The 12,275-nt window shown below is 75.6% G+C and carries 8 protein-coding genes and 1 pseudogene; 4 read left to right on the top strand and 5 right to left on the bottom strand.

What is annotated here, in order from left to right; genetic code table 11:
- Nucleotides 1-57: 57 nt before the first annotated feature.
- Together ABD323_RS00045 and dacB are read left to right on the top strand one after the other, a co-directional pair.
- On the top strand, nucleotides 58-840 hold the full coding sequence (locus ABD323_RS00045) for a Type 1 glutamine amidotransferase-like domain-containing protein (protein WP_344437432.1): 783 nt from the start codon (nucleotides 58-60) through the stop codon (nucleotides 838-840).
- 172 nt (nucleotides 841-1,012) lie between these two features.
- On the top strand, nucleotides 1,013-2,605 hold the full coding sequence (dacB, locus tag ABD323_RS00040) for a D-alanyl-D-alanine carboxypeptidase/D-alanyl-D-alanine endopeptidase (RefSeq protein WP_344437429.1): 1,593 nt from the start codon (nucleotides 1,013-1,015) through the stop codon (nucleotides 2,603-2,605).
- A 111-nt stretch (nucleotides 2,606-2,716) separates the two neighbouring features.
- On the opposite strand, the gene ABD323_RS00035 is transcribed toward dacB, so the two are convergent.
- Together ABD323_RS00035 and ABD323_RS00030 are read right to left on the bottom strand one after the other, a co-directional pair.
- On the bottom strand, nucleotides 2,717-4,219 hold the full coding sequence (locus tag ABD323_RS00035) for a M1 family metallopeptidase (protein WP_344437427.1): 1,503 nt from the start codon (nucleotides 4,217-4,219) through the stop codon (nucleotides 2,717-2,719).
- A gap of 198 nt (nucleotides 4,220-4,417) precedes the next feature.
- Nucleotides 4,418-6,676 carry an MMPL family transporter gene (locus ABD323_RS00030; RefSeq protein ID WP_344437425.1) on the bottom strand — a complete coding sequence of 753 codons (2,259 nt, stop codon included), beginning with the start codon at nucleotides 6,674-6,676 and terminating at the stop codon, nucleotides 4,418-4,420.
- A 294-nt stretch (nucleotides 6,677-6,970) separates the two neighbouring features.
- Here ABD323_RS00030 and ABD323_RS00025 point away from each other — a divergent pair, with 294 nt between their 5' ends.
- Together ABD323_RS00025 and ABD323_RS00020 are read left to right on the top strand one after the other, a co-directional pair.
- Nucleotides 6,971-8,203, top strand: a complete 1,233-nt coding sequence (locus tag ABD323_RS00025) for a sensor histidine kinase (protein WP_344437422.1) — start codon at nucleotides 6,971-6,973, stop codon at nucleotides 8,201-8,203.
- Nucleotides 8,200-8,970 (top strand): response regulator transcription factor, encoded by a 771-nt coding sequence (locus ABD323_RS00020; RefSeq protein ID WP_344437420.1) that lies wholly within the window; start codon nucleotides 8,200-8,202, stop codon nucleotides 8,968-8,970. The genes ABD323_RS00025 and ABD323_RS00020 overlap by 4 nt, the downstream gene beginning before the upstream one ends.
- Before the next feature lie 43 nt (nucleotides 8,971-9,013).
- Here ABD323_RS00020 and ABD323_RS00015 read toward each other — a convergent pair whose 3' ends face one another.
- The 3 genes and pseudogenes from ABD323_RS00015 to ABD323_RS00005 all read right to left on the bottom strand — a co-directional run.
- On the bottom strand, nucleotides 9,014-10,315 hold the full coding sequence (locus tag ABD323_RS00015) for a vWA domain-containing protein (protein WP_344437418.1): 1,302 nt from the start codon (nucleotides 10,313-10,315) through the stop codon (nucleotides 9,014-9,016).
- Complete coding sequence (locus tag ABD323_RS00010) at nucleotides 10,312-11,562, bottom strand: AAA family ATPase (protein WP_425555813.1); 1,251 nt, start codon at nucleotides 11,560-11,562, stop codon at nucleotides 10,312-10,314. The genes ABD323_RS00015 and ABD323_RS00010 overlap by 4 nt, the downstream gene beginning before the upstream one ends.
- A 91-nt stretch (nucleotides 11,563-11,653) precedes the next feature.
- Nucleotides 11,654-12,275: pseudogene (locus tag ABD323_RS00005) on the bottom strand (hypothetical protein); the annotation flags it as partial.

Genomic DNA, 12,275 nt, shown 5'->3' with positions numbered 1-12,275 from the left:
CCGGCGGGCCGGCGGCCGAAATCCTTCGCTTCCGGGGCGGGTGGATTGCTAGTCTCCGTGGCTGCACCGCCGGGGCCCACCTGGGCGGGATTCCTGGAGGGCGGCGTGGTGACGACGTATCTGATCGGTGGGGGCTGGCACGACGAGGCGGCGGAGCTGGTCTACGGACCGTTCCTGGCGGCGGCCGGACCCGATCCGGTGGTGGCCTGCCTGCTGATCGACGAGGGCGACGGCGCCGAGCGGTTCGCGCGCATCGAGGCGGTGCTGCGCAAGGTGGCCCCGTGCCGGCCCGTCCCGGTGCTGGTGCCGCTCGGTGACGTGCTCGATCCGACCGCGCTGGAGGGGGCCGACGCCCTGCTGGTCTGCGGCGGCCTGACGCCCGCCTACCAGGAGGCGCTGGTGCCGGTCCTGACCACGCTGCCGGCCCTGCTGGCCGCGCGGGACATGCCGTACGCGGGCTTCTCCGCCGGCGCGGTCGTCGCCGCGAGCGCGGCCGTGGTCGGGGGCTGGCTCTCGCAGGGCACCCAGGTCTGCGACGAGAACGCCTCCGAGGACCTGGAGGAGATCGAGGTACGGCCGGGCCTGGGCCTCGTGCCGTTCACCGTGGACGTGCACGCCGCCCAGTGGGGCACCCTGCCCCGCCTGATCGAGGCGGTCGCCCGCGGCGCGGCCCCGTGCGGGGTGGCGATCGACGAGAACACCCTGCTCACGGTGGACGGCGACCGCGCCCGGGTCAGCGGCCTGGGCCGGGTGCACGTGGTGCGGATCGAGGACCCCCTCGGCACGGTCGCGCTGCGCGCCCACCGGCCCGGCGAGGAGTTCACGCTCCAGGGACGGTGACGGGTAGTCATATTCCCTGCCGAATCGTCCACCGGGTGGGCGATGGAGGGTGGTCGGCGTGTCACCGGGCCCCGACGGTGGGCGGGTCGCGTGATGGTGGTGGTCGGCGGGCGCGGTCCCGCCGCTCGTCCCCGTCACCCGTCCCGCAGCCCGTTCACCTTCCGGAGGCGCCGTGCAGAGCATCCCCGTCCGTCGACTCGCCGTCCCGCTGGCGGCCGTGCTCGTCGCGCTGCTGCTCACCGGGTCCGGTGCGGCGCCCACCTCCCCGGCCGGCCCCGGCGGCACCGGCGCGCTCGCCGGCGACCTGGACCGCCTGCTCGCCGACCCCCGCCTCGCCGGAGCCGAGGTGTCCGTGCTGGTCAGCGACGCGGCCAGCGGGCAGGAGCTCTACCGGCACGACCCGGACGCGCTGATGCTGCCCGCCTCCACCCAGAAGACCGTCACCGCGGCCGCCGCGCTCGACCTGCTCGGCCAGGACCACCGCTTCACCACCGAGGTCCTCGCCGCCGGCCCCCGCACCGGCGGCCGCCTGGAGGGCGACCTGGTGCTGCGCGGCGGCGGCGACCCGAGCCTGCTGCCCGCCGATCTGGACGCGCTGGCCGTCCGGGTCGCCGCCGCCGGGGTCACCGAGGTGGCGGGCGGCGTGCTGGCCGACGCCTCGCGCTACGACGCGGACGCGCTGGCCGCGGCCTGGGCCTGGGACGACCAGGCCGCCTACTACAGCCCGCAGATCTCCGCGCTCACCCTCACCACCGACAGCGACGACGACGTGGGCAGCGTGCGCCTCACGCTCACCCCGGACGCCACGCCCGGCGGACCGGCGGCGGTGCGACTCACCCCGGAGCAGGCGCCGGTGCGGATCTCCGGGCAGGTCATCACCGGCCCGGCGGGCGGTGCGAGCACCGTGCAGGTGGACCGGCGCCCGGGCGACAACGACCTGGTGCTCTCCGGCAGCCTGCCGGCCGACGCGGGCCCGACCGGGGCGTGGGTGGCGATCGACGACCCGGCGCGGCTGGCCGGCACGGTCTTCGCGGCGGCGCTGGCCCGGCACGGCGTCACGGTGCGCGGCGCCCTGCGCGAGGGGCCGGCGCCGGCGGGCGCCACCGTGCTGGCCGCGCACGACTCGGCGCAGCTCGGCGCGTTGCTCGTGCCCTTCCTCAAGCTCAGCAACAACGGCATCGCCGAGCACCTGGTGAAGGAGATCGGCGTGGTGCGGGCCGGGTCCGGCAGCTGGGCGGCCGGGCTGGAGCAGGTGCGCGGCTTCCTGACCCGCAACGCGCTGGAGCCGACCCCGGCCCGCCAGGTGGACGGCTCGGGGCTGTCGCGGCAGAACCTGCTGACCGGCCGGCGGCTGGTGGCGCTGCTGCGCTTCGCCCGGCAGCAGCCCTGGTTCGGCGCCTGGTACGATGCGCTGCCGGTGGCCGGTGACCCGCGCCGGATGGTCGGCGGCACCCTCACCGACCGGCTGCGCGGCACCCCCGCCGAGGGCCGGCTGCACGCCAAGACCGGCTCGATGACCGGGGTGGACGCGCTGGCCGGCTACCTGGACCGGGCGGACGGGCGGACCCTCGCGTTCAGCGTGCTGGTGAACAACTTCGCCGGGCCCAGCCCGCGCCCGGTGATCGACGCGCTGGTGGTGCGGCTGGCCTCCGACGCGGCCGTCGCCCCGCGCCGGGTCGATCCGACCGGCCCCGCGGTCCCTGCCCCCGCCCCCGCCTCCGCGCACGACTGGGAGAACGCCTGCGCGGCGGCCGCCCGGTGCTGACCGGCCTGGCACCGGCCGGCGTTCGCGCCGACCGGCGTTCGTGCTGACCGGTCCGGGCCCCGCCCGGTCGGTCCGGTGGCGGTGCACCGGACCGACCGGGCGGTCGCCGGGTCAGTGCTGCTGCGCGGCCTTGATCTGCTGCCAGGAGCGGGGCTCGGCCGTGGGCGCCGCGGCGGCACCGGTGACGGTGTCGGCGGTGGCCAGGTGCGCCTTGGTGGCGGCCGCCAGGGCCGGCTTGCCGGGGGTGTAGAGCCAGGTCCGGAACAGGTCGTCGAGCTTCTTGCCCGAGATCCGCTCGGCGAGCGCCTGGAACTGGGCGATGGTCCCGTTGCCGTAGCGGTGCTCGGTGGGCCACGCCTTGAGCAGCTGGAAGAAGGCGTCGTCGCCGATGGTGTTGCGCAGGACCTGGATGGTCAGGGCACCCCGGTCGTAGACCGCGGCGTCGAACTGGTTGTCCGCGCCCGGGTCGCCGGGCTTGACGGTCCAGAACGGGTCGTCCGCCGGGTGCGAGGCGTAGACGTAGTCGGCGAGCTGCTGGGCGGTGCCCTCGTCCTCGTGCTCCGACCAGAGCCACTGCGCGTAGCTGGCGAAGCCCTCGTTGAGCCAGATGTCGCTCCAGCGCTCCAGCGAGACGCTGTCGCCGTACCACTGGTGCGCCAACTCGTGGACGACGACCGAGGTGTTGGCGCCGCCCGCGAACTGCCGGGGGCTGTAGAAGACCCGGGTCTGGGTCTCCAGGGCGTAGTGGGTGGGCACGTTGGGGACGTAGCCGCCCGCCGAGCTGAACGGGTACGGGCCGAAGTAGCCGCTCAGCCAGTCGACCAGCTCGCCGGTGCGCTCGACGCTGGCGCGGGCGGCGTCGGCGTTGTCGCCGAGGTCGGGGCTGTAGGCGTTGAGAACCGGGATGCCGCTGGGGCTGGTGCCGGTGGTGATGTCGAACTTGCCGATCGCCAGCGTCGCCAGGTAGGTCGCCTGCGGCTTGTTCTCGCGCCAGTTGAAGCGGGTCCAGCCGAGCTTGGAGCTCTGCGAGGTGAGCACGCCGTTGCTGATCGCCTGGGTGCCGTCGGGGACCAGCACCGAGACGTCGAAGGTGGCCTTGTCCGAGGGGTGGTCGTTGCTGGGGAACCACCACCAGGCGGCCTCCGCCTCGTCGGCGATCACCGCACCGTCGGGGGTGCGCTGCCAGGCGGTGAAGCCGTAGCGCGAGACCTTGGAGGGCACTCCGGAGTACTGCACCACGACGGTGGCCTGGCTGCCCTTGGCGAGCGGCCGGTCGGGCGTGATCTCCAGCTCCTGGACGCCGGTGGCCGCGAACTTCGCCGGGTGGCCGTTGACCAGCACCTGGCTGACGTCGAGCGCGAAGTCCAGGTCGAAGCGCGAGAGGTCCTGGGTCGCGGTGGCCAACAGCGTGGCGGTGCCCTCCAGTTGGTCGGTGGCGGGCTGGTACTTCAGCCGTAGGTCGTAGTGCGAGACCCGGTAGCCGCCGTTCCCGTAGGTCGGGTAGTACGGGTCGCCGGCACCCGGCGCACCCGGGGTCGGGGTGGCCGCCGAGGCCGGGACGGCCAGCAGCAGGGTGGCCGCGGCCAGGGCCGGGACGAGCAGCTTGTTGCGCACGGGGATCCTCCGGATCGGTCGTTGGTTGGCGCCGTCTGGGATCCCTGTCCCGTCAACGGGCCGGGTACGCGCGATTCATGAGGTGTTCATGCGGAGAAATACCCCGTTGGGCCATCACGAGCCGCCGGTCGCCGGCGAGCGGCACGGAGCCCGCCCCCTGACGGACCGTCAGGGGGCGGGCGGCGGCGTTCGGGGGTGTCAGTGGTCGGTGGTGGTGATCCAGTAGGGGTCGGGGTCGGGGTTCGCGCCCGGGGCGGGATGCGCGGCGTACGGGCGGTACGGCACCTGCTCGTGCGCCGGCGGGCGGGTGGCCGACCGGCCCGAGCGGACCGGCCACCACAGGCTCCGGCCGAGCAGGGCCGCCAGCGAGGGCACCAGCACGATCGAGAGCAGGAAGGCGGAGAGCAGGATGCCCAGCGCCATCGCGAAGCCGACCTGCTGGGTCGACGACGAGGGGGTGACCGCGAGGGTGGCGAAGGAGCCGGCCAGCACCACACCGGCCGTCGCGATGGCGGGCGCGGTGTGCCGCACGGCGCGGGCCACCGCCGTCCGGGCCGGCACCGGCTGCTCCATCTCCTCGCGGATCCGGTCGCTGATCAGGATGTTGTAGTCGGTGCCGAGCGCGACCACGAAGAGGAAGAGCACCAGCGGCAGGGTGAAGTCGACGCCCGGCCGGTGCATCGCGTGCTGGAAGAGCAGGGCGGCGGAGCCGAGGGTGGCCGCGAAACCGAGGCCGACCGAGATCATCAGGATCACCGGCGCCAGCAGGCTGCGCAGCAGCACGAACAGGATCAGCGCGATCAGCAGGGCCGCCACCGGGAAGACCAGTTCCAGGTCGTGGTCGACGGCGGCGGAGACGTCGGCGAGGATCGCCGGGGTGCCGCCGACGTGCGCCGCCAGCCCGGCCGGCGTCGCCTTGGCCACCGCCGCGCGCAGCGGGCCGGAGACCAGCTCCCGGGCTTGCGAGGACTGCGAGTCGGCGGTCAGGAAGAGGTCGATCCGGGCCGCCTTCCCGCTCTGGCTGAGCACCGGCTCGGACACCTGGCCGACCCCCTGGACCCGGGCCAGCTCGTGCGCCAGTCCGGCCAGGGGCCCGGCGGCGAGGGTGGCGCCGTCCTTGGCCGTCAGGTAGACGCTGGTCGGGTCCGAGACCCCGGCCGGCAGGGCACGGGAGATCTCGGCGGCGGTGTTCCGCGCGGCGGTGCGCGCGCCGCCGCCACCCTGGCCGTAGTCCATCCGTATGCCGACCAGCCCGGTGGCGAGCGTGCCCAGCAGGGCGACGCAGGCCAGCGCCAGGACCAGCGGGCGGCGGGCCACCAGGGCGCCGAAGCGCGCGGCCCTGCCCTCGCGCGGCTCGCGGTCCAGGGACCGCGAGGGCCAGTAGAGCTTACGGCCGGCGGCCGCCAGCACGGCCGGCATGAAGGTGAGGCTGGCCAGCAGCATGACCAGGACCGAGACCGCGACGGCCGGACCGAGCACCCGGAACTGCCCGAAGCTCGCCAGTCCGAGGGTCGCGAAGGCGGCGACGATGGTCAGCGCGGCCGAGGTGACCGCGGTGCCCACCCGGGCGCTGACCTCGGCGGCCACCACGCGGTGGTGCTGTCGCGGGTCGGCCCGCAGCTGTTCGCGGAAGCGGAACATCAGGAAGAGGAAGTAGTCGATGCCGATCCCGAGCAGCACCACGCTGATCAGGCTCGGCACGGACTCGCTGAGCCGGATGCCGGTGAGCAGCGCGCCGACCACCACCGCGCCACTGGCCGCACCGCCGATCACGACCACCGAGAGCAGCGGCACCAGGGCCGCCATCAGGCTGCGGAAGACCAGCACGTGGAGCAGCACGATCAGCCCCAGCATGCAGCCGGAGGCGATCGCCGTCAGGGTCTTCGAGTCGTCGGCGGCGTCGACCTGGTCGGCCACCGGGCCGGTGAAGCCGGTCCGCAGGTCCGCGGCGGCGAACGCGGCGCGGGTGGAGTCCCGGAAGGCCCGGAAGGTGCTCTGGAAGCCCGGATCCGCGGAGTTCCCGGTCAGGTCGGCGGCGAGCAGCTCGAAGCTCCGGTCCGGTGCCACCATGGCCGGGGCGACCTGCGGGACCTGCGAGTAGTCCCGTTGCAGCGGGGCCGGGTCGGCGGGCTTGGGCATGGTGACCCGCTGCCGGCCCAGCTTCTGCGCCTCGGCGTCGATCCGCCGCTGGTCGTCGGCGCTCAGTGGCTTGCCGTCCGCCCTGGCGACCAGGACGGTCACCGGGTTGGCGTCGGACTTCGCGCCGAACTGGTCCTGGGCGATCTTCATGGCGGCGGCCGAGTCGTAGCTCCTGGGCAGGAAGTCCCCCGTGCCGGTCTGGGTCACCCGGAACATCAGCGCCTGCCCCAGGACGGCCAGGGATATCCCCAGCAGGATCCAGGCGGTGATGACTTTCCACGGGTTCCTGGTGGAGAACCCGGTCAGGGCGCGGATCACAGTGCCTCCCGGCGGTGCGGCGTTCGGAGCGGTCGGGGTGGGTGGTGACCGGGATCCCCGGCCGGTCTCCAGACCATCACGGCGCACCCCGCCCGCTCGTCCGTGCACAGGACGAGAACGCCACCGGGACCGGGGTCCGGCCACCGCCCCCGACCAGGACCTGCGTCCTGGTCGGAGGTCGGCCCCACGGCCCGGGCCGGGCCCGGCGGGCAGCTGAGAGAATGGCCCACGAACAACAGCTGCGGCACGCCGGCGAGGGCCCGGGGAACCGGCCGCGGGGAGGAACCTGCCAGCATGCCGACACGTCTACCGCGCCTACCGCGCCCGCTCACCCCCGACACCCTGATCTGGTCGCGCAACGAGGCGTTGCTGGCCGTCGGGGCCGCCGTCGTGGACGTCCTCGGCTACACGATCGGCGGCCTGGACGAGAACCGCCCGGTGGCGCTGCTCGGCCTGGTGCTGCTGGTGCTCGCGGCCCTGCCGCTGCTCACCGTGCGCCGCCACCCGCGGGCCTCGCTGGCGTCGGTGCTGGCCCTCGGCCTGGTGATGAACCTGAGCGTGCCGGTGACGAACCACTTCAGCCTCACCTTCGCGGTCGCCCTGTTCGGCTTCGCCCGCTCGTGCGGCCCCGCGCTGACGGTGGTGGCGGCCCTGACCGCCGCCACCACCTCGCTGATCGGCCGCGAGCAGCCGATGCCGCCGACGGCCGGCTCGCTGACGGGCAATCTGGTCGCGGCCGGCCTGATCGTCGTCGGGGCCCGCGCCTTCGAGCGCTACCAGCGCGAGGTCGAGGACCGCCGCAGGCTCCTGGCCGATCAGGCACTGGCCAGGGAACGCCGGCGCATCGCACGGGAGTTGCACGACATCGTGGCCCACCACATCACCACCATGCAGCTGATGGCCGGCGGCGCCAGGGCCAATCTGGGGGGCGACACCGAGGTGGTGCGCGAGGCGCTGAGCACGCTGGAGGGCTCGGGGCGGATGGCGCTGCGCGAGATGCGCCAACTGCTCGACGTGCTGCGGGCCGGCGACGAGCCGGAGGAGGCACTCGCGGCGCCGCAGCCCGGCACCGCCGACCTCGCCCGGATCGTCGAGGAGTCCCGGCTGGCCGGTCTGCCCACCGAGCTCACCGTCCACGGCCGGGAGCGTCCGCTGCCGCCGAGCACCGGCCTGACGGTCTTCCGGATCGTGCAGGAGTCCCTCACCAACGCCCGCAAGCACGCCGGCCGGGCGCAGGCGCAGGTGCACCTGACGTACCGGGCGGACCGGATCACCGTCGAGGTGCGGGACGACGGCACGGGCCTGCCGGCCGGCGCCCCGGCGGGACCGGGCGGCGACCCGGCCCGGACCGGGTCCGGGTCCGGCTCCGGCGCCGCGGGGCGCGGCGGGTACGGTCTGATCGGCATGCGGGAACGGGTCGCGCTGCAGGGCGGCAGCCTGCGGACCGGCCGGCTCGACGGAGGCGGCTTCCGGGTGGCGGCCAGCCTGCCGCTGGCACCGGTCGAGGGAGAGGACGTGCGGGTATGACGGGCGGGACGACGGCTGCCACGGCTGCCACGGCTGCCACGGCCGGTGCTCCGGCGCCGATCAGGGTGCTGATCGCGGACGACCAGCCGCTGGTGCGGCGCGGCCTGGCGCTGATCCTGGGCCCCGACCCGGCGATCGAGGTGGTGGCCGAGGCGGAGCACGGCGAGCAGGCGGTGGGCCTCGCCCACGAACACCGGCCGGACGTCGTGGTGATGGACATCCGGATGCCGGTCCTCGACGGCGTCGGGGCCACCGAGCGGCTCGCCCGGGAACTGCCCGAGTGCCGGGTGCTGGCGCTGAGCACCTTCGACCTGGACGAGTACGTGGTCGCCGCTCTGCGCGCGGGGGCCTACGGGTTCCTGCCCAAGGACGTCTCACCGGAGGAACTGCTCGCCGCGGTGCGCACCGTGCACACCGGCGAGGCCGCCGTGGCGCCGCGCCTGCTCACCCGGCTGCTCTCCACCTACGTCACCGCGCCGCACCGCGCCCAGCCGCCGCCCCCGGGCGCGGGCACCGGCGCGGGCGCGGGCGTCGGACCGGGCGAGCTGACGCCCCGCGAGGTCGAGGTGTGGCGTCTGCTCGCCACCGGGCTGGACAACGCCGAGATCGCGGGAGCCCTGGAGCTCAGCGTCTCCACGGTGAAGAACTACATCACCAGCATCTTCGGCAAGCTGAGCGTCCGCGACCGCGCCCAGGCGGTGATCGCCGCCTACGAGTCCGGCCTGGTCGAGGCCCGGTCGGCTGCTGCGGGGGCCACCGCGAACTGACGGCCGGCGGGCGGCGGAGGCCCGGCGGAGGCCCGGCGGCGGGTCAGCCGATGTCGACCACGTGGGCCCGGGCGGGTGGCGCGTCCGGCACGTAGTCGGGATCGTGCTCGGACCAGGACCGGGACACCCGCCGCCGCGGGAACAGGCCCACCACGGTCCGGCACGCCGGCCGCCTGCTGGGCCAGGGCGTCTGCCCGTCGGTCAGGACCACCAGCACGTCGGGCCGGGGCTCCGTCCGCAGCGCCCGGGCGAAGCCGGTGCGCAGGTCCGTGCCGCCACCGCCGACCAGCGGTATCCCCTCGGCGCGGCACAGCGGGTGCGCGACCCGGGCCGCCGCGTCGCAGGACAGGACGGTGACCAGGTCCCGGCGGACGCCCACCCCCCGGGCGATCGCGGCGACCTCCAGGAGCGCGCTGCCCAGTTCGGCGTCGCTGACCGACCCGGAGGTGTCGATGACCACGCAGACCCGCGGCGGCCGGCGCCGCAGGCTGGGCAGCACCGCGCCGGGCACCGAGGCCGAGCGCCGCGACGGCCGGCTGTAGGTGTAGTCCCCGCCCCCACCGGAGCCGGAGGTCGCCGAGCGGACCGCCGCACCCAGCAACTGCCGCCACGGCTGCGGCGGGTGGAAGGCCTCCTCGGCCCACCGCTGCCACGCCTTCGGGGTGTCGCCCGGGCGGGCGGCGATGCCCTGCGCCACCCGGAACCGGACCGCGTCGCGCTGCTGCGCGCTGAGGCCGTGCGCGCCGTCCGCTCCCAGGTCCCACGCCCGCTCCAGTCCGTCGGCGCCGCTGCCGCAGTCCAGCCAGACCAGGCCCTCGGTGCGCCGCCCGAGCGTGAACTGGCGCAGGTAGTCCTCCATCAGCTCCCCGTCGGTCAGGCCCAGCAGCTGCGGGGTGACCGCGCCCTCGGGCCGGAGCAGGCCCTCGCCGAACACGTCGTCGTTGATCTCGCAGTCCGCGGCGATGTTCATCCGCAGCCGGTCCCCCGGGCCGTGCAGGCCGCGCTCGCGCGCGACCCGGTCGCTGCGACCGTGGTGGTCGCGCAGCAGGTGCGACACCTCGTGCACCCACACCCCGGCCAGCTCCTCCACGGGCGTGCGGTCCACGAACGCCGGCGCGACGTAGCACCGCCAGTGCCGGTCGACGGCCATCGTCGGGACCTGCCGCGACGCCACCGGGTGCAGGGCGAAGAGCGCCGTCGCCAGGTAGGGGCGGACCCGGGCGGCGTGCAGCCGGGCGGCGAAGAGCTTGTCGAAGTCCAGCTCCGGGTCCAGCTCCGGGGGCGGGGCCGGGGCCGGGGGCGGGGCCGGAGCCCGGTCGACCGGCGCGGGCAGGGTGTCGGTCATCGGCCGGCCTTCGCGGTGCCCGCGCCGCGGGTCGCCGTCTGCTCGGCCGCCCGGTCCGCCAGCCGGGACAGGGCCACCGCCCCGGCGAGACGGTCGATCGACGCCGGCACGTCCCAGTCGGCCCGGCGCAGCCCGGCGAGGGTGGTCGCCGGGACGACCACCAGGTCCGGCGCCCCGGTCTCCATCGCCCGGACCAGCAGCGCCCAGGCCGCGTCCCAGCGGGCCTTCTCCGGACGCCGGTGCACCGCCGTCACCACCGCGTCGAGCGCGGCCTGGCGCAGGTCGCCGCGCTCGGGCAGCACGGCGTTCGCCGGGTCGGCGAGCAGCAGTTCGGGGTCGGGCAGGTCCATCCGGTCCAGGCCCGCCAGCAGCTCCAGCCCCGGGCCGTCCCCCACGGTGCCGCGGACCAGCAGCGAGAGCACCTCCCGGGAGGATCCGGCCGCGGTCGCGAAGGCGACCAGGCACAGGGCCATCTCCCAACTGCGCGGTGAGGGCCAGGCGCCACCCCGCCGGGTCTCGCTGCTGGGCAGCCGGTGCACGAGGGCGGGGCGGGCGGCGAGCAGCTCGCACACCGCCCGGCGGGCGAAGTCCACGGCGGCCGGCAGCCGCTGCGGGTCGAGCCGGGGCAGCGTCGCCCGGGGCCAGGTCCCGCCCAGGCCGCGCACCACGACCTCGTGGTCGTGGGTCCAGTGGAGGTGGACGAACCGGTTGGCCAGCGGCGGGCTCAGCTCCCAGCCGTCGGCGGCCGAGGACCGCGGGTTGGCGGCGGCCACGATCCGGACCCCGGGCGGCAGGCGCAGGGTCCCGATCCGCCGCTCCAGCACCAGGCGCAGCAGGGCGGCCTGCACGGCCGGCGGCGCGGTGGACAGCTCGTCCAGGAAGAGCAGTCCACGACCGGCCCGCACCAGGCGCACCGCCCAGTCCGGCGGGGCCATCGGGACACCCTGCTCCGCGGGATCGTCACCGACGACGGGCAGCCCCGAGAAGTCGGACGGTTCGTGGACGCTGGCGATCACCGTGGTCAGCGGGAGCTCCAGGGCCTCGGCGAGCTGGGTCAGCGCCGAGGTCTTGCCGATCCCCGGCTCGCCCCAGAGGATCACCGGCAGGTCGGCGGCCACGGCCAGGGTCAGGGCCTCCAGTTGGATGTCGGGGCGCGGTTCGGTGGTCGCCTCGCGCAGCAGGGCCAGCAGCTCGCCGGCGACGTCGAGTTGGGAGGCGGGGGCGTCGAGCAGGGTGGGCATGGGCATGGGTGATCACCTGTCGGTCGGTAGCGGGCCGGGGACCGGGACCCCGGCTGAACGGAACAAGCGGAACCAGCGGAACCAGCGGAACAACAGGTCAGCGGGACGGCGCGGCACTCGGGCGCGGTCGGCGCGGTCGGGGGCGCGGGCGGGGCCGGGGACGGAGGCGGTCCGGCTGGGCGCGTTCCGGACCGGGCCCGATCAGGCCGGCCCGGAACAGCCCGTAGGTGATCCGCTGTCGTGCGGCCGCCTCCAGCTCGTCCCGCAGCGCACCGCCGCGCAGCAGCGCGCCGGGGCCCAGCAGGCCCTCGACGACGGCCAGCGCACCGGCGATGTCACCGTGGTCCAGGCGTTCGCGGACGCCGCTGAGGCAGTCCGGGTGGCGGTGCGCGGCGTCGATGGCCTGGAGGCAGGGCAGGGGGGTACCGCTCAGGGCGGCCAGCAGCTCCTCCCGGCGGATCTCGGCCGGGTCGTGGTCCAACGGGGCCAGCACCCCGCCGACCAGGCCGATCCGGTGCCGGGCTCCCCGGCAGTCCACGACGCGCGGCTCTCCCGCGCGGTCAGGGGCCGGGGAACGATCGACGGGTGGATGCCCGGGGACCAGGAACTCGCCGACCAGCGGGTGCAGCCGGGCGACCTCGATCGCACCGGCGCGGAGCAGCTCCAGGTCGGGCAGCCGTCGGGTCGCCGCATCGGGCAGCACCGGCAGGGCGACGGCG

The sequence above is a fragment of the Kitasatospora nipponensis genome (assembly GCF_039528135.1).
GTDB classification, from domain to species: Bacteria; Actinomycetota; Actinomycetes; order Streptomycetales; family Streptomycetaceae; genus Kitasatospora; species Kitasatospora nipponensis.
The sequence above is the reverse complement of the archived record's forward strand: the minus strand, read 5'-3'. Positions and strand labels throughout refer to the sequence as shown.

Excerpts from the sequence above, each read along its gene's own strand:
- ABD323_RS00025 (WP_344437422.1), top strand. The coding sequence starts at position 6,971 with ATGCCGACACGTCTACCGCGCCTACCGCGCCCGCTCACCCCCGACACC.
- ABD323_RS00020 (WP_344437420.1), top strand. The coding sequence starts at position 8,200 with ATGACGGGCGGGACGACGGCTGCCACGGCTGCCACGGCTGCCACGGCC.
- ABD323_RS00015 (WP_344437418.1), bottom strand. The coding sequence starts at position 10,315 with ATGACCGACACCCTGCCCGCGCCGGTCGACCGGGCTCCGGCCCCGCCC.
- ABD323_RS00010 (WP_425555813.1), bottom strand. The coding sequence starts at position 11,562 with ATGCCCATGCCCACCCTGCTCGACGCCCCCGCCTCCCAACTCGACGTC.